This is a genomic window from Kitasatospora sp. NPDC051705 (assembly GCF_044453265.1).
GTDB lineage: Bacteria > Actinomycetota > Actinomycetes > Streptomycetales > Streptomycetaceae > Kitasatospora.
The window spans coordinates 296,046-312,579 of record NZ_JBITCO010000002.1 but is presented as its reverse complement, the minus strand read 5'-3'; the positions used below and the strand labels follow the sequence as shown (position 1 = coordinate 312,579).

Sequence of the window (16,534 nt, the reverse complement as noted above, 5' to 3'; positions counted from 1 at the left end):
GCAGCCCACGGCCCCGCCCCCTCGCCGGGTCGTCCCGACGGTCGGTCCGGCGGTCGTGCCGTGCGGTCGTCCCGGACGGTCGTCCCGATGGTCGGTCCGGCGGTCGTGCCGGTGGGGGCGGGGTGCCGTGGCAGCGGGCCCGGTCAGGTGACGTCGAGGCGGGCGGCGAGGCGCAGCAGGGCCGGGCTGAGGCGGCTCAGGAAGCGGGCGGCCTTGGCCTCGGGGGTGACCGGGACGACCGGCCGGTTGGTGCGGACGGCGTCCAGGATCGCGGTGGCGACCTTCTCCGGGGGGAAGCCGCGGCGGGCGTAGAGCCGGGCGGCGCGGGCCTGCTTGGCGGCCTGTTCGGCGTCGGTGGTGGCCGAGAAGGTGGAGGTGCGGGTGATGTTGGTGTTGACGATGCCGGGGCAGATCGTCGAGACGCCGATGCCGTGCCCGGCGAGCTCGGCGCGCAGGCAGTCCGAGAGCATGAACACCGCGGCCTTGCTGGTCGCGTAGGCGGTGAGGGCCTTGGAGGGCAGGTAGGCGGCGGCCGAGGAGACGTTGACCAGGTGGCCGCCCCGGCCGCGGTCGGCCATCAGCGCGGCGAAGGCGCGGCAGCCGTGGATGACGCCCCAGAGGTTCACGTCCAGGACGCGCTGCCACTCCTTCTCGGTGGTCTGCAGGAACGTGCCGGAGTGGCCGATCCCGGCGTTGTTGACCACCACGTCGGGCACGCCGTGCTCGGCGGCCACCGCCTGCGCGAAGGCGTCCACGGCCGCGCCGTCGGCGACGTCCACCCGGTAGGCGTGCGCCGGCGGGCCGATCAGCGAGGCGAGTTCGGCGGTGCGCTCGGCGGCGTCGAGGTCGAGGTCGCAGACCACCACGCGGGCGCCGTCCTCGGCGAAGGCCAGCGCCGTCGCCCGGCCGATGCCGCTGCCGCCGCCCGTCACCACCACCAGCCGTCCGTCCCCCAGGGACCGTGCGGACCGCTGCGGGGCCTGCGCGCCGCCGCGCTCGATCCGGCCGGTGAACTCCCGGACCAGCCCGGCCACGGTGGCCCCCTGCTCCAGCAGCGCCGACCAGTGCCCGGCGTGCAGCGTCCGCCGGGTCAGGTTCGGCACCCAGCGCTCCAGGCCCTCGGAGAGGTAGGTGCCGACGTAGCGGTCCCGGGTGAGGGTGACCAACTGGACCGGCACCTGCGTCGGGCGCTCCCGCGGACTGCGCAGCGCGGGGCGGAAGTTGGCCCGGTACAGCTCGATGCCGCGCACCGCGTCGCGGCGCAGGCTGGGCTGCGGGTGGTCCGCCCGCGGGGTGACCCGCTCCAGGTCGCGCAGCACCCGCGGCCAGGCCCGGGCCAGGCCCAGGCGCCACACGCCCGGCGCGAGGAAGGGCAGGTGGAAGGCGGTGATGTACCAGGAGTGGACGCCCTGGTGGAGCAGTTGACCGAGATGGCGCGGAGTGGGCCGGCGCATCCGGTGGCGCAGCCAGTAGCCCATGTGGTCCAGGCAGGGGCCGGACATGGTCGTGTAGGAGGCGATCCGGTGCTCGGCGCCCGGCTCGGTGACGGCCTCCCAGGACTGCAGCGAGCCCCAGTCGTGGGCGACCACGTGCACCGGGCGGTCCGGGCTGACGGCGTCGGCGACCGCGAACAGGTCGTCGGCCAGCTGTGCCAGCCGGTAGCCGTCGCGGGTCGTCGGCACACCGGACTCGCCGGCGCCGCGCACGTCGTAGCGGACCACGTGGTGGTCGCGCGCGAGGTCGGCGGCGACGTCGTCCCAGACGGCGTGGGTGTCCGGATAGCCGTGCACCAGCAGGACGGTGGGGGCGTCCGGGTCGCCCTGCTCGAAGACGGCGAGCGCCAGACCGCCGGAGTGGACGGTGCGGCGGCGGACGGTCCCGTCGGGGGCGGGGGTGCTCATCGGGTGGCCTCCAGGGTGGCGGTCGAGGGGGTCGGCTCGTCGGTTCGCCCGGTCGTCGGCCCGGCGGGGGCGGGGGCGGGGGCGGAGGCGGAGGCGGGGGACGCCGCGGGCGCGGGGGCGGCCGCGGTGCCCGCGGCGTCCTGCCAGCGGCGGACGTGCGGCAGGTCGTCGTCGAGCCAGTGGGCGTCGTCCTCCGTCACCACCAGCAGCTCCTCGAACTTGATGCCCACGCCGCGGAAGCCGATGTGCGGCTCGACCGCCCACAGGCCCGGGGTGGGCGCGTGCCGGGACGACCGACCGTCCGCCCACAGCGGCGAGCGGCCGTGCAGCCGCTCGGTGACCAGTTCGCGGCCGAGGGTCTGCAGGGTCCGCACGCCGAAGCCGAGGACGTTGACCCCGGCCGGGCCGCGCGCGGTGGTGCGGGTGACCTGGTGGCCGATCACCCGGCCCGGGTACACCCGGTGGCGGTTGTCGTAGCCGTGCGCGGCGATCTGCGCGTCCACGGCCGCGTACACCTGGTCGAGCGGCTTGCGGGCGCGCACCTCGGCGAGGATCAGCTCCCGGTACACCTGGAGGTCCGCGGCGAGGCGGTCCCAGACCGGGTTCTCGCCGACCTTGCCCCCGTAGCCGATGTCGGCGGTGTAGCCGTCGACCACGGGCGCGCAGTCCAGCACGTACGGCATGCCCTCCTCCAGGCGGCGGTTGCCGGCGAAGAACTGCAGCGGGGTGCGGAAGTGCCGGAACGCCGTGCGGTCGCCGAACCAGGCGAAGGGGACGTGGAAGAAGTCCTGCACCCCGGCCGCGACCAGACGGCGGCGCAGCTCGGCGGTGGTCTGCCGTTCGGTGACGCCCGGTTCGATCCAGGCGGCGACCTGTTCGGCGCAGTGGTAGGCGAGCTGCTGGGTCTCCCGGAAGCGGGCGAGGTCGCGCTCGTCGTAGGGGAAGGTCGGGGGGTTCGCCATCCTTGGCTCCTTCGGCAGGTCGAGCACGAGGTCGGACACGCTGCGGGTGCGGCGCCCCGTACGCCAGGCTGCGCCGGGGCGTTGGGTGCGCCAGGGTGCGCCGGGGCGTTGGGTGCGCCAGGGCAAGCCCTACAGGTCGAGCACCAGGGTCTCGCCCTCGGCGGCCCGGGAGACGCAGGGCAACAGGGCGCCGGCGGCGCGCTGCTCGGGAGTGAGGCGGCGGTCCCGGTGCTCGGGCGTACCGGCCACCAGGCGGACCTCGCAGGTGCCGCAGAAGCCCTGGTGGCAGGAGTACGGGAGGTCCGGCCTGGCCTCGCGCAGCACGTCCAGGGCGGAGCGGTCCGCGGGGACGTCCAGCTCCGGGCCGTCGGCGCCCAGACGCAGCGTGAAGGGCGCGCCGTCGGTGACCGGGGCGGCACCGAAACGCTCGAAGTGCAGGGCCCTGGCCGGGGATCCGTCCAGGGCGCGCTGGACGGCGGTGAGCATCGGGGCCGGGCCGCAGCAGTACACGGCCGCGCCGCGCGGGGCGTGGGCGAGCAGTTCGGCGCCGCCGGGCACGCCGTGGTCGTCGTCGGTGCGCAGTACCACCCGCCGCGGGTCCAGGGCGCGCAGCTCGTCCGTGTAGGGCAGGGTGTCGGCGCTGCGGCCGGTGTGCACCAGGCGCCAGTCGAGGCCGAGCCGCTGCGCCTCCCGGGCCATCGGGAGCAACGGGGTGATACCGATGCCTCCTGCGAGCAGCAGGACGGCCGGTTCGGCGCAGAAGGCGAAGCCGTTGCGGGGCCGGCGGGCGGTCAGCCGGCTGCCGGGGTGCAGGGCCTCGTGGACCTCGACGGAACCGCCGCCGCCACCGGGGAGGCGGCGCACGGCGATCCGGTAGGCGGCGCGGTCGGCCGGGTCGCCGGTCAGCGAGTAGTGGCGCTCACGGCCGGAGGGCAGGGCGAGGCGCAGGTGGGCGCCGGGCTGCCAGGGTGGCAGCGCCCCGCCGGAGGGGTCGGCCAGGGTCAGCTCGACGACGTCGCCGGCGAGCTGTCGGCGGGCCCGGACGACCAGCTGGAGCGGTGGGGTGGGGCGGCTGAGCGGCCGGCGGGGGTTGCGGCGCAGCAGCGGGCTGCCGAGGGCCGGGGAGTAGCGGTCGCCGAAGGCGGTGAGCCGGCGCATGAAGCTGTCGGCGCGGGGGCGGCCGTAGAGGTCGGGGGGCGGGTCGAGCAGGTCCATCCGGCGGTCCTTGGCGTCAGGGCGGGGTGAGAACGGCAGGCGGGCGGGGGTCACGGCGGGCGGCGGGGTGAGCGGGGCGGGGTTGGGCGGACGGACTTCTGCGAACAGATCACAGAGTTCAGATTTCAGCGAACAGATAACAGATAACAGATAACAGATGACGTTCTCTGTTCGCTGAAATCTGTCAGCTGAAACCCGCCGCTCCTCAGCGACCCGCGGCGGCGCGGGCGGCCGGAGAGGTGGCGAGGTAGCCGAGGGCCTGGCTGGAGGACCCCTCCTGGGTCGGGTGGTAGCCGGGCCGCAGGTAGCGCAGACCGGAGCGGACCGACCGGAGCGGGTCGGGCAGCAGGCCGCGCTTGGCGATCCGCCCCGCCTCCCGCCAGGTGGGCTTGAGCCGGCCGTTCAGCGTCGGGTCGGCGGCGAGCAGGAAGCGGGCCCCGCGCACCCAGAGGTGGACCAGCAGCGGCCCGGAGACGGCCATGCCGCGGACCCTCCGCAGGTAGCCCGGGTCGAGGTGGACCATCAGGTCGAAGGCGACGCTGCGGTGCTCGACCTCCTCGGCGCCGTGCCAGCGCAGCAGGTCGAGCATCGTCGGGTCGGCCTCGGCGCGGTCCAGGCCCGGGGAGTTGAGCGCCCAGTTCCCGAGGAAGGCCGTGAAGTGCTCGATCGCCGCGATGAAGGCGACCCGCTCGATGATGTTCTCGCGCCGGCGGGCCGGGGAGAGCCCGGGCTTGTCGCCGAGGACGCGCTGGAACAGCCAGGAGATCTGCCGGACGTAGGGGCGCGGGTCGAGCCCCTGGCCGAGCAGGTGGTCGAGGACCTCCTGGTGGGCCTCGGCGTGGATGGCCTCCTGCCCGATGAACCCCAGGACCTCCTCCCGCAGTTGCTCGTCGCGGATCAGCGGCAGCGCCTCCTTGAACACCTTGACGAACCAGCGCTCGCCCTCGGGCAGCAGCAGGTGCAGGACGTTGATCACGTGGGTGGCCATCGGCTCGTCGGGGATCCAGTGCAGCGGCAGCCGGGACCAGTCGAAGCGGACGTCCCGGGGCTCCAGGACGAGGCTGTCGTGCACGCGGGCGGCGTCTGCGGCGAGGACGGGAACGGAGGTGGTTCGGGGCATGGCAGGCCCTCCTGACCTGGGGGCGGCGGCTCGGCTCAGGGAAACGTACTCGCGGGTAGTGACCGGGACAAGGGTTTCGGCGACTCTTATCGACATCGAGTCTAATAAGTGATGTGCACCGCCGGACGGCCCGCGAAACACGGCCGGGAAGGGCTGCTGCGGAACACCGCTCCGGCCACCCGGCCCCACGAACGCGCGGGGCCCCGCCGGATCACTCGGATCCGGCGGGGCCCACGGGGGCGACCGCGGCGCTCAGACCGCCATCGCCAGCATCAACGGCGCCGCCCTGGCCGCCAGCAGTTCCGCCGCGGCCCTCAGCCGGTGCACGTTGTCCACCGGCATCGAGGTCGCCAGGCAGCCCACCGTGCTGCCCGCCGTCACGGGCACGGCCGCGCAGACCGTGCCGAGCGCGTACTCCTGGATGTCCAGCACCGGCACGGTGGCCGGCTGCCGCTCCAGCCGGTGCATCAACTGGTCGGCGTCGGTGACCGTCCGGGAGGTGAGCCGGGCGACGGGGTGCCGGGAGAGGTGGTCGCGACGGCCGTCCACGTCGAGCTGACTGAGCAGGCACTTGCCGATCGCGCTGGCGTGCGCGGTGGCCCGGAAGTCCACCCACTCCTGCACCGCGGGCGCGTAGTCGGCCGCGGCGACGGCCTCGACGGTCAACTCCCCGTCGTGGTAACGGCTGAAGTAGACGGCCGCGCCCAACTCATCGCGCAGCTCAACGAGTTTGCGGTTCAGCCGGGCCTTCACCAGCTGCTCCCGGTTGTGCTGGCCGAGCAGGGCGAAGGTGCCGCCGAGCACCCAACCGCCGTCCTGGCACTGGAGATAGCCCTCGATCTCGAGGATCTCCGCCAGCTGCCGGACGGTCGGCAGGCCGAGCGAGGTCTCCCGGGCGAGGGCCACCAGGGTGGCCCCGTCGGGGTGGCGGTCGACGGCTTCCAGCAGTCTGAGGGCGTACTGCAGGGAGGTGAACGGGCTGCTCTGGCCCTGGTCCGGCGCGGCGTGGCGACCCGGGGCTGGTGTCGACATGTCGTCCCCTTCCGATGTCCCCCCACGGAGCGACCGCGGGCACCGTCCAGCCTATCGACCCGGGGGCTCCGGCAGGCGAGGTCCGTGAAACTCCGTGAACATTCCGTGGAGCCGTTCCCAGCGGATCCCCAGGAAACTCCCAGCCGCCGCCCAGTCGGCTCCCAGCTCACCCCCGGCCACCCCCGCCCCGCCGCCGTCCGCCGCCGTCCGCGCCCGACCGGCCGGGCGTACGCGAACGGGCCCCTCCCCCACTGCCCTGGGGGGAGGAGCCCGTCGTGCGGCCGCCGGGGTGCGGGCCCCGGCGACCGGTGAGGGTGCGTCAGTCAGTCAGTCAGTCGGCCGGCCCCGCGCGGGAACCGCCGTCCCACGCGGGTACCGCCGTCCCGCGCGGCCGCCGCCCGGGTGTCAGCCCTCGTCGCCCGCGCGCAGCTTGGCGACGGCCGCCTCCAGGCGGGCGCCGTACTCCTCGTCGGCGGCGTGGAAGTGGGCGAGGTTCTTCTCGACGACGTCGTCGCGGGTCACCTGGGCGAGGAAGCCCGCGATGTTGTTGATGAGGCGGGTCTTCTCGCCCGCGGACATCAGCCGGTACAGCTCGCCCGCCTGGAAGAAGTCGTCGTCCTTGGTGTGGGCGGGCGTGGTGTAGGTGCCGGTGTAGCCGTTCAGCTTGACCGGCGCGGCGAGCGCGTCGTCGGTCTGGGCCGGGCCGTCGTACGAGTTGGGCTCGTAGTTCTTGCCGCGGCCGGACTTGTTGACGGCGTGCAGGCCGTCGCGGCCGTAGTTGTTCGCCTCGGTGGCGCGCGGGGCGTTCACCGGCAGCTGGGTGTGGTTGACGCCGAGGCGGTAGCGCTGGGCGTCCGCGTAGGCGAACAGGCGGCCCTGGAGCATCTTGTCCGGGGAGGGGCCGATGCCGGGCACGAAGTTGTTCGGCGAGAACGCGGACTGCTCGACGTCGGCGAAGACGTTCTCCGGGTTCCGGTTGAGCACCAGGCGGCCGACCTTGACCAGCGGGTAGTCGGCGTGCGGCCACACCTTGGTGAGGTCGAACGGGTTGAAGCGGTAGTCGGCGGCCTCGGCGACCGGCATCAGCTGGACGTAGAGGGTCCAGGACGGGAACACGCCGCGCTCGATGGCCTGGTGCAGGTCGCGCTGGTGCGAGTCGGCGTCCGCGCCGAGCACCTCGGCGGACTGGTCGCCGTCCAGCGAGCGGATGCCCTGGTTGGTCTTGAAGTGGTACTTGACCCAGAAGGCCTCGCCCTGGGCGTTGACCCACTGGTAGGTGTGCGAGCCGTAGCCGTTCATGTGGCGGTAGGAGGCCGGGATGCCGCGGTCGCCGAAGAGCCAGGTGATCTGGTGGGTGGAGGCGGGCGAGTGGGCCCAGAAGTCCCAGACGTTGTCCGCCTCCTGCACGCCGGTGAACGGGTCGCGCTTCTGCGAGTGGATGAAGTCGGGGAACTTGATCGGGTCCTTGATGAAGAACACCGGGGTGTTGTTGCCGACCAGGTCGTAGTTGCCCTGCTCGGTGTAGAACTTCAGCGCGAAGCCGCGCGGGTCGCGCACCGCGTCGCTGGAGCCCAGGTTGCCGGCCACGGTGGAGAAGCGCAGGAAGACCTCGGTGCGCTTGCCGACCTCGGCGAGGAAGTCCGCGCGGGTGTACTGCGACACCTCGTCGGTGACCTCGAAGTAGCCGTAGGCGCCGGAGCCGCGGGCGTGCACGACGCGCTCCGGGATGCGCTCGCGGTTGAAGCGGGCCAGCTTCTCCAGCAGCTGCTGGTCCTGGATCAGCAGCGGGCCGTACTCGCCGGCCGAGGCCGAGTTCTGGTTGTCGGCGACCGGGGCGCCGGACTCCGTGGTCAGGTTCTTGGACATGGAGGGTCCTTCAGGTGTCGATAAAGGCGGTGCGGAGAGTGGTCTGACGGCCGCCGGGCGGGCGCCGGGGCCCGCCCGGGGCGCCGTCAGATGCCGAGCAGGCGCCAGAGCGCCGAGCGGCGGCGGGACGAGTGCTCGCCGTCGGGGCCGTCGGCGGGCTGGAGCGCCGCGACGGCGGCGGTGACCGCGGCCTGGTCGGCCAGCGGGCGGGCGGCGGCCAGCGCGGCGGCCTCCTCGGCGCTCAGGCCGGCCTCGGTGAGGGCCGCGGCGGCCTCGGCGGCCGGGACGGCGTCGAACCAGCGCAGCGCGAGGGCCGCACGGCCGGACTCGGTGAGGCGGCCGGTGAGACGGAGCCGGGCGAGGCCGCCGTCCGGGTAGACGTTGATGCGCACGTGGGTCACCGGGCGGCCGACGTCGAGCCGGAAGCGGTGCCGGGTGTCGGGCTGCAGGCGGGTGCGGGGCAGGATCTCGAACCACTCGCCGTCGGCCGGGTCCGCCCCGGTCGAGGCGTCGAAGCCGACGAGGTCGGCCCAGCCGGGGGCATTGGCGACGAAGTGGGTGGTGTCCACCTCGGCGGCCAGGACCTCACCGCCCCCGGCCAGGGCGATCTGCACCCAGTCGTTGGCCTTGTCGCGCCGACGCCGGGTCTCCCAGCCCTCGCCCATGACGGAGGCGCGACCGGGAGCGTTCAGGTTGTGCGGGGAGGAGAAGTAGCGGTCGGACGCCGCCTCGGCCACGCCGCCGTACTCCTGGGCGGCCAGGTCGAAGGTGAGGCCGTCCAGTTCGCGCGGGTCGGGCAGCACCTCGCCGTGCACCCGCAGCCGGGCCACGCCGCCGTCCGGGAAGATGTTGAGCCGGACGTGGGTGTAGCGGGCGGCGTCCTCGACGGCGAACTCGTGGGCGGTGTCGCCCTGGAGCGGGGTCCGCGGGACGAGGGTGGTCCACTCCGCGCCGGCCAGTTCCCCGGGCGAGGGGTGGCCGGGGACGGAGGCGGCCTCGACCGAGGCGCTCTCCGGGTAGTTGCCGGTGAAGTGCGCGGTGTCCACGACGAGGCCGCGGATCACACCGGCGGCGCCGAGCCGGACGATCGTCCAGTCGTGGTCCTGGTCGGTGGGGTGCGGCTGGTCGGCGCTGACGCCGCGGCGGCGCTTGGACTCCCAGCCGTCCATGATCTGGCCCTTGTGGCCGAAGGTGTGCGGGCGGAACTCGGCGGGCTTGGCGACCAGCAGGTTCTCGGCGTCGGCGAAGGTGTCCTCGTTGGTGGCGACGACGCCCGCACCCAGCAGCCGCGAGGCCAGGTCGACCAGCTCGGTGAAGGGAGCGCTCGGGGTGTCGGCAGGGGTCACGGAGTCTCCTCAGGACGGGCGATCGGTCGGGGTGGTGGCGGCGGCGGGCCGGGTGAGCTGGCGGCCGAAGGGCTCGGCGCCGGTGTCCACCACGCGGCCGCGCAGCCAGGTGGTGCGGACCACGCCGGTCAGCGTCCGGCCCGCGTACGGTGTCACCGGGTTGCGGTGGTGCAGTCCGGCGGCGTGGACGGCGAACTCGCCGTCGGGGTCGAAGGCGACCAGGTCGGCGTCGCGGCCCACCGCGATGGCGCCCTTGGTGGCGGTGAGGCCGGCCAGTTCGGCCGGTCCGCCGGACATCCAGCGGACCACGTCGACCAGGCCGTGGCCGCGGCGGCGGGCCTCGGTCCAGATCGCCGGCAGGCCGAGCTGCAGCGAGGCGATGCCTCCCCAGGCGGCCGCGAAGTCGCCGCTGCCGCCGTACTCGGGCAGCAGCTTGAGGTCGGGGGTGGAGGGCGAGTGGTCGGAGACGACGGCGATGAACTCGCCGTTCGCCAGGGCCTCCCAGAGCCGGTCCCGGTTGCCCTCGTCGCGGATCGGCGGGCAGCACTTGAAGGCGGTGTCGCCGTCCGGCACCTGTTCGGCGGCCAGGGTCAGGTAGTGCGGGCAGGTCTCGGCGGTGACGCGCACGCCGTCCTCGCGGGCCTGGCGCAGCAGCGGCAGCACGGCCGCGGAGGAGACGTGCAGGATGTGGACACGGGCGCCGGTGCGCCGGGCGGTGTCCAGCAGGTTGGCGACGGCGGCGGTCTCCGCGTCGGCCGGGCGGGAGGCGAGGAAGTCCCGGTAGTGGACGCCGGGTTGCTGCGGGGCGGCGGCCAGGACGGCCGGGTCCTCGGCGTGGATGATCGCCAGCGCCCCGATCCGGGCCTGCTCGGCCAGCGCGGCCTCCAGGTCGGCGGCCTCGACGTGCGGGAACTCGTCGACGCCGGAGGGCGCGAGGAAGCTCTTGAAGCCGAACACGCCCTCGCGGTGGAGGGGTTCGAGGTCCGGCACGTTGCCGGGCACGGCGCCGCCCCAGAAGCCGAGGTCGACCCAGGCCTGGCCCTCGGCGGTCTTCCGCTTGGCCACCAGTCCGTCCACCGTGGTGGTGGGCGGGATGGAGTTGAGCGGCATGTCGATGATCGTGGTGACGCCGCCGGCCGCGGCGGCCCGGGTGGCGGTGGCGAAGCCCTCCCACTCGGTGCGGCCGGGCTCGTTGACGTGCACGTGGGTGTCGACCAGGCCGGGCAGCAGGGCGGTGTCGCCGAGGTCGGTGAGGCCGCCCGCGACGTCGGGGCGGTCGCCCCCGAGGAGCGAGCCGTGGGTGGCGATCTGCTCGATCTTCCCGTCCCGGATCAGCACGTCGGCGGGGCGCTCGCCGTCGGGCAGGACCACCCGTCGGGAGCGGATCACCGCTGGCTGGCTGAAAGGCATGGGGGACCTCCGAAACCTGGGAGTTGGGGGGTGGGTGCCTGAGGGGGTCCGGGCCGGGGAACCGAGGGATTGCCGGGAGCCTAGGCCCGTCTTCAACAAAACGTCAATGGAGGAACGTACGAGTGGTCAGCCGGTCAGCAGGCGCCCGGCCAGCCGCTCCCCCGCCACCTCGGCGAGCTCGCCGGCCCTGGTCATGCTGTCCCCCGGCTGCTCGGCCAGGTCGGTGAGGGCGACGGCCTCGGCGAAGCCGGCGGCCCGCCACTCGGGCTCGGACAGTTCCAGCCGCCCTGCCACAGCGGCCACCCGAACCCCCGCCCGGGTGGCCGCCGCGGCGACGCCGGCGGGGGCCTTGCCGTGGAGCGTCTGCGCGTCCAGGCAGCCCTCGCCGGTCACGACGAGGCGTGCCCCACGCACGGCCTCGTCGAAACCCAGCAGTTCGAGCAGCAGCTCGATACCGGGTCGCATGGTGGCGCCGAGCAGGGCGAGGGCGGCGAAGCCCACCCCGCCCGCGGCCCCGGCGCCGGGGGCCTCGCGGACGTCGCGCCCGGTGGCCAGGGCGACCTCGTCGGCGAAGCGGGTCAGCCCCTCCTCGAGGACCACCAGGTCCTCGCCGTCGGCGCCCTTCTGCGGCCCGTAGACGGCGGTGGCGCCGCGCGGGCCGAGCAACGGGTTGTCCACGTCGCAGGCGACCACGATCTCGACGCCGGTCAGCGCGTCGGCCAGCGGCCCGAGGTCGATGTGCGCCAGCTTGCGCAGCGCGGCCCCGCCCGGCGGCAGTTCGGCGCCGTCCGCGTCCCGCAGGCCCACGCCGAGCGCCTGGACCATGCCCGCGCCGCCGTCGGTGCAGGCGCTGCCGCCGAGGCCGAGCACGATCCGCTTGGCGCCGAGCGCCACGGCCCGGCCGATCAGCTGGCCGACCCCGTAGGAGCCGGCCGCCAGCGGGGCGGTGCGGCCGCCGGGGAGCCTGGCGAGTCCGGAGGACTGGGCCAGCTCGACCACGGCGGTGTCGCCGCGGACGGCGAGCGCGGCGTCCACGGGCAGGCCGGTCGGACCGGCCACCTTGGCCGGGACGCGGGTGAAGCCGGCCGCGAGCGCGGCGGCCAGGGTGCCCTCGCCGCCGTCGGCGACGGGCAGTTCGCGCACCTCGACGCCGGGCGCGGCGCGCCGGATGCCGGCCGCGATCCGGGCGGCGACCTCGGCGCCCTCCAGGGTGCCCTTGAACTTGTCGGGAGCTACGACCACGTGGCCCTGGTGGGGGGTGACGGGCATGGTGTGGTCCTCACTTCCGTACGGGTGCGGCGAGGTTTCGCCGGCGTGTGCCAAGCATGTGCCCGGGTGCTGCGGGGGTGCGAGCCTCCGGGCGGAGAACGTGCGCCCGCGGTCAAGGGCGCTGCGCCCGCGGAGCCGCGGCACGCCGCCCGGCCGTCCGGACGCGGGGTGCGACCCCCTCCCCGCCGTTCCCCTCGTCCCGCTTCCGACGTACGAGGGGCTCCCCTCGGCGGGGAGGGGGCCAGGCGAAGCGCAACAGGCACGACCGAAGTGCCCCCGACAGGGAGTGTGCGCATCACCGGTTGGTTCGACCGGCGGGCGGGCGGATGAGCCCCGGTCCCGCACGCCGGTCGGGCATGGCCTCCTGGTGGCGCGGGCACGACCGGATGAGGTACACGCCACCAGGAGGAGTCGGTGGGGGGCTCGCGGGGAGCCCCCGGGGGTGTTACTTGACCTCGCGGCCCGAGAGGCGCTCGACGCCGCGCAGCAGCGCCGAGTGGTCGAGCGAGCCGTCGCCGTTGGCGCGGGCGGAGGCGACCAGCTGGGCCACCACGGCGCCGACCGGCAGCGCGGCGCCCACGGCGCGGGCGGCGTCGGTGACGATGCCCATGTCCTTGTGGTGCAGGTCGATGCGGAAGCCGGGGGCGAACTCGCGGTTGAGCATGTTCGCCTTCTTGCGGTTCAGCACGGTCGAGCCGGCCAGGCCGCCGCCGAGCACGTCCAGCGCGGCGGCGAGGTCGACGCCGGCGTTCTCGAGGAACACCACGGCCTCGGCGAGCACCTGGATGTTCACGGCGACGATCAGCTGGTTGGCGGCCTTGACGGTCTGGCCGGCGCCGGCCGGGCCGACGTGGACGACCGTGGTGCCCAGGGCGTCGAACAGGGGCTTCGCCTCGGCGAAGTCGGCGGCCTCGCCACCGACCATGATCGACAGGACGGCCTCGACGGCACCGGCCTCGCCGCCGGAGACCGGGGCGTCCAGGGTCCGGACGCCCTTCTCCTTGGCGGCCGCCTCGACCTTGATCGAGGTCTGCGGGGTGATCGAGGACATGTCGATCACCAGGGTGCCGGGCCTGGCGTTCTCCAGGACACCGCCCTCGCCCAGGATGACCTGCTCGACGTGCGGGTCGGCCGGGACCATGGTGATGACGACCTCGGCGTCCTTCACCGCGTCCGCGATGGAGGAGGCGCCGTGACCGCCGGCCGCGACCAGCGCGTCGATCTGGGGCTGGGTGAGGTTGTAGCCGGTGACGTGGTGGCCGGCCTTGACCAGGTTGGCGGCCATCGGGCTGCCCATGATGCCGAGGCCGATGAAGGCGATCTTGCGGCTCATCGCGTCGTTCCTTACGTCGTTCGTGGAGTGGGGAGGCGGGGGGCTTGCGGGGCGGCGGGCCCGGCGGCGCTACTCGGCGGCGCGGTGCTCGCGCGGCAGCCACCCGAAGCTGTCGGCGCTGACGCCGGTGGAGGGGCGGTACTCCAGGCCGATCCGGCCGGTGTACCCGGCGGCGGTGAGCCGCGTGAAGAGGTCCTCGAAGTCCAGGTCGCCGGTGCCGGGCTCGTTGCGGCCCGGGGTGTCGGCGATCTGCACGTGGCCGAAGCGGTCGGCGTAGGCGTCGATGACGGCCGGCAGGTCCTCGCCGTTCCTGGCCAGGTGGTACAGGTCGCAGAGGAACTTCGCGTTGCCCAGGCCGGTGGCGGCGTTGACCTTGTCGACCACCTCGACCGCCGCGGCGGCGGAGACCAGCGGGTAGTCGGGGGACTCGGCCTCGTTGAGCGCCTCGACGAGCAGGATCGCGCCGACCTCGTGGGCGGCCCTGGCGGCGATCACCAGGTTCTCCAGCGCGAGGGCGTCCTGCTCGGCGGGCTCGACGCCCTCGACGCGGTTGCCGTAGAGCGCGTTGAGCGCCTTGGTGCCGAGCGAGGCGGCGAGCGCCGCGGCCACCGGGACGTTGGCCCGGAAGCGGTCCTTCTCGGCCGGGACCGAGACGGTCCCGCGCACGCCGAGGGTCAGGTCGTCCAGGAAGTTGAGCCCGGTGAGCTGCACGCCCGCGTCGCCGAAGGCCTTGCGGAGCGCGTCCAGGTCGGCCTCGGCCGGGGTGGCGTCGGCCCCGAAGGGCCACCAGAGCTCGGCGGCGGTGAAGCCGGCCGCGGCGGCCGCGGCGGGGCGCTCCAGCAGCGGCAGTTCGCTGAACAGGATCGACAGGTTGACCGTGAAGCTGTGCCGGGAAGCGGCCGTCACGTCACTCACCTCTCACTCTCTTCCGAGATCCTCAACTTCCACGATCCGGAAGAGGGATTCTGCTTGGTGGAAGCATGTCCGGCCCGTCGAGCGGGTGTCAAGACCGCCGCAACATTTTGTTGAAGAAGCCCCGGGGCGGCTCACCCACCAGCACCGCGGCTGTTCGATCGACCAGCCCCTGCCCGCCCGCACCGCCGATCGCTACAGTGAGCACGTGCGATTGATGGTGGAGTTCACGACAGAACCGTTCGAACTGGACACGTTCCCCGAGCACGCCGCGGCGGCTCGCAAGGTCGTCGACGAGGCCGGCCTGGCCGTGTCGGTCGGCCCCTTCGGGACCGGCGCCGAGGGCGAGGCCCAGCAGGTCCTCGACGCGGTGACCAAGCTGCTCCGGGAGACCCTGGACGCCGGCGCGACCCGAATCTCCGTCCAGGTCAGCGTGTTGGGCCAGGAGGGCGGTGCGCCGTGACCGAGCACCTGGAACACCCGCTCGCGGCGGCGATAAAGCCACTGCTGGACGCGGTCGGCGCGACGCCCGTCCCGCTGGACGAGGCGAAGTCCGAGGACGTCGTCCTGGAGTGGGAGGGCGCCCCGGCCCTCGCCGTCCGGCTGCCGCACCTGAGCAGTGCGCTGGACCGGCTGCTGGCCGAGATGGGCCGCCAGTTCGACGGCCGCCCGCTGGCCGAGCTGGACCGCCTGGAGAAGCAGCGGGTCGTCGCCCTCCTGGAGGAGCGCGGCGCCTTCACCGTCCGGCACGGGGTCGAGACGGTCGCCTCGGCGCTCGGCGTCAGCCGCTTCACCGTGTACAACTACCTCAACCGCCAGGACGGCTCGAAGTCCTCCTGACCGCCGCCGGTCCGACGCTGTCGAATCGCCCGACCGGAGGCCCTCCGGACGGGTGAACCCCGCCGGTACGGCCAGTCTGGATCAGCCCCCGGCGGGGCACACTTGGCGAATCGCACACGAAACGGCCCGGCGACGGAGGCCGGTTCAAAACGTAACCACCAACCGTTCAACAAAGTGTTGACGGCCGGGTGGGGTGGATCTAGCTTGTGCGGGTGGCACCACTCTTCAGGAGGTCCACCTGTGACCAACCACCCCCACGCCCTTGACGCCCTGGCCGCGGCCGACGCCGCGGACCTGAAGGCGATCCTGCTGGAGATCTGCTCCAGCCCCGGCTGGGCCGACGCCGTCGCGCAGGCCGAGCCCTGGTCCGACCGCGAGAGCCTGCTCGCCGCCAACGCGGCGGCGATGGCCTCGCTCACGGTCTCCGACCTGCACGACGCGATGGCCGGCCACGCCCGGATCGGCAAGCCCAAGGCGGGCGACGCCACCTCCGAGCGGGAACAGGCCGGCATCCAGGGCGTGGACCGAGCGCTCCTCGACGAACTGCACGAGGCCAACGCGGCCTACGAGGCCAAGTTCGGCCACGTGTTCCTGATCTGCGCGACCGGCCGCACCGCGGCCACGATGCTCGCCGCCCTGCGCGAGCGCCACCCCAACGACCCCGCCGTCGAGGCGGAGATCGTCCGGGGCGAGCTGCGCAAGATCAACGACATCCGGCTCAACCGGCTGCTCGACGAGTCCTGACGGCACCGGGCGGGCCCGGCGGGCGCGGATCCGGCGATCCCGGTCCCACCTCCGACCGCACCCGACCGGACCCGCGCCCGGACCGACAGCCGGGCCCGCACCCGGGCCCGCACCCGGTCCCGCGCCCCGCGGAACACGCCCGACGGGGCACGCCTGACGTACCGTCAGGATTCACCGACGCAGCATCACCTCTGCCATCAGTAAGGTCACTTCACCCATGACTGGCATCTCCACCCACGTGCTCGACACCAGCCTCGGCCGCCCGGCCGAGGGTGTCCCCGTCGAGCTCGCACTGCACACCGAGGGTGGCTGGCAGGTGCTCGGCACCTCCGCCACGGACTCCGACGGCCGGGCCAAGGACCTGCCGGCCGTGGAGGCGGGCTCGGTCGTCCGGCTGCTCTTCGACACCGCCGCGTACTACGCGCGCAAGTCCGAGGAGACGCCGTTCTTCCCCGAGGTCTCGATCGTCTTCACGGTCGCGCCCGCGCAGCACCACTACCACGTGCCGCTGCTGCTCAACCCGTTCGGATACTCGGTCTACCGCGGAAGCTAGTAGACCGACCTGGAAGCATTTAGGAGCCACG

The 16,534-nt window shown here is 74.0% G+C and carries 14 protein-coding genes and 1 pseudogene; 4 read left to right on the top strand and 11 right to left on the bottom strand.

All coding sequences use genetic code 11. The features are described from left to right. Positions 1-143: 143 nt before the first annotated feature. The 11 genes and pseudogenes from ACIA8Q_RS04000 to ACIA8Q_RS03950 all read right to left on the bottom strand — a co-directional run bounded on the left by ACIA8Q_RS04000 (position 144) and on the right by ACIA8Q_RS03950 (position 14,369). Positions 144-1,901, bottom strand: a complete 1,758-nt coding sequence (locus ACIA8Q_RS04000) for an SDR family oxidoreductase (RefSeq protein ID WP_360213998.1) — start codon at positions 1,899-1,901, stop codon at positions 144-146. After that, on the bottom strand, positions 1,898-2,863 hold the full coding sequence (locus ACIA8Q_RS03995) for a M24 family metallopeptidase (protein ID WP_396316718.1): 966 nt from the start codon (positions 2,861-2,863) through the stop codon (positions 1,898-1,900). Before ACIA8Q_RS03995 ends, ACIA8Q_RS04000 begins: the two co-directional genes overlap by 4 nt. 129 nt (positions 2,864-2,992) lie before the next feature. Next, a complete protein-coding gene (locus ACIA8Q_RS03990; protein WP_360213994.1) occupies positions 2,993-4,078 on the bottom strand; it encodes a PDR/VanB family oxidoreductase in 1,086 nt (361 codons plus the stop codon). 205 nt (positions 4,079-4,283) lie between these two features. Further along, the gene (locus ACIA8Q_RS03985; protein WP_360213992.1) at positions 4,284-5,198 is read right to left on the bottom strand and encodes a metal-dependent hydrolase; all 915 of its coding nucleotides are present in this window, start codon (positions 5,196-5,198) and stop codon (positions 4,284-4,286) included. Between the two features lie 252 nt (positions 5,199-5,450). Continuing rightward, positions 5,451-6,230, bottom strand: a complete 780-nt coding sequence (locus ACIA8Q_RS03980; protein WP_360213991.1) for an IclR family transcriptional regulator C-terminal domain-containing protein — start codon at positions 6,228-6,230, stop codon at positions 5,451-5,453. Between the two features lie 405 nt (positions 6,231-6,635). After that, the gene (locus ACIA8Q_RS03975; protein ID WP_360213990.1) at positions 6,636-8,096 is read right to left on the bottom strand and encodes a catalase; all 1,461 of its coding nucleotides are present in this window, start codon (positions 8,094-8,096) and stop codon (positions 6,636-6,638) included. A gap of 299 nt (positions 8,097-8,395) precedes the next feature. Next, positions 8,396-9,442 (bottom strand): annotated as a pseudogene (gene alc, locus ACIA8Q_RS03970) (allantoicase); the annotation flags it as partial. A 9-nt stretch (positions 9,443-9,451) separates the two neighbouring features. Then, entirely contained in the window at positions 9,452-10,852 is a 1,401-nt protein-coding gene (allB, locus tag ACIA8Q_RS03965) for an allantoinase AllB (protein WP_360213986.1), read from the bottom strand. Between the two features lie 126 nt (positions 10,853-10,978). Further along, positions 10,979-12,121, bottom strand: a complete 1,143-nt coding sequence (locus tag ACIA8Q_RS03960; protein WP_360213984.1) for a glycerate kinase — start codon at positions 12,119-12,121, stop codon at positions 10,979-10,981. A gap of 445 nt (positions 12,122-12,566) precedes the next feature. Continuing rightward, a complete protein-coding gene (locus tag ACIA8Q_RS03955; RefSeq protein ID WP_360213982.1) occupies positions 12,567-13,454 on the bottom strand; it encodes a 2-hydroxy-3-oxopropionate reductase in 888 nt (295 codons plus the stop codon). Between the two features lie 69 nt (positions 13,455-13,523). Then, on the bottom strand, positions 13,524-14,369 hold the full coding sequence (locus ACIA8Q_RS03950; RefSeq protein ID WP_360213980.1) for a TIM barrel protein: 846 nt from the start codon (positions 14,367-14,369) through the stop codon (positions 13,524-13,526). Between the two features lie 214 nt (positions 14,370-14,583). On the opposite strand from ACIA8Q_RS03950, the gene ACIA8Q_RS03945 reads away from it, so the two are divergent. The 4 genes from ACIA8Q_RS03945 (at position 14,584) to uraH (ending at position 16,503) form a co-directional block, all read left to right on the top strand. After that, entirely contained in the window at positions 14,584-14,829 is a 246-nt protein-coding gene (locus tag ACIA8Q_RS03945; protein ID WP_360214040.1) for a thiamine-binding protein, read from the top strand. Further along, on the top strand, positions 14,826-15,206 hold the full coding sequence (locus tag ACIA8Q_RS03940; RefSeq protein ID WP_360213978.1) for a helix-turn-helix domain-containing protein: 381 nt from the start codon (positions 14,826-14,828) through the stop codon (positions 15,204-15,206). The genes ACIA8Q_RS03945 and ACIA8Q_RS03940 overlap by 4 nt, the downstream gene beginning before the upstream one ends. A gap of 240 nt (positions 15,207-15,446) precedes the next feature. Then, positions 15,447-15,950 carry a 2-oxo-4-hydroxy-4-carboxy-5-ureidoimidazoline decarboxylase gene (gene uraD / locus ACIA8Q_RS03935; RefSeq protein WP_360213976.1) on the top strand — a complete coding sequence of 168 codons (504 nt, stop codon included), beginning with the start codon at positions 15,447-15,449 and terminating at the stop codon, positions 15,948-15,950. A 217-nt stretch (positions 15,951-16,167) separates the two neighbouring features. After that, positions 16,168-16,503 carry a hydroxyisourate hydrolase gene (gene uraH, locus ACIA8Q_RS03930; protein WP_350602013.1) on the top strand — a complete coding sequence of 112 codons (336 nt, stop codon included), beginning with the start codon at positions 16,168-16,170 and terminating at the stop codon, positions 16,501-16,503. Positions 16,504-16,534: the final 31 nt, after the last annotated feature.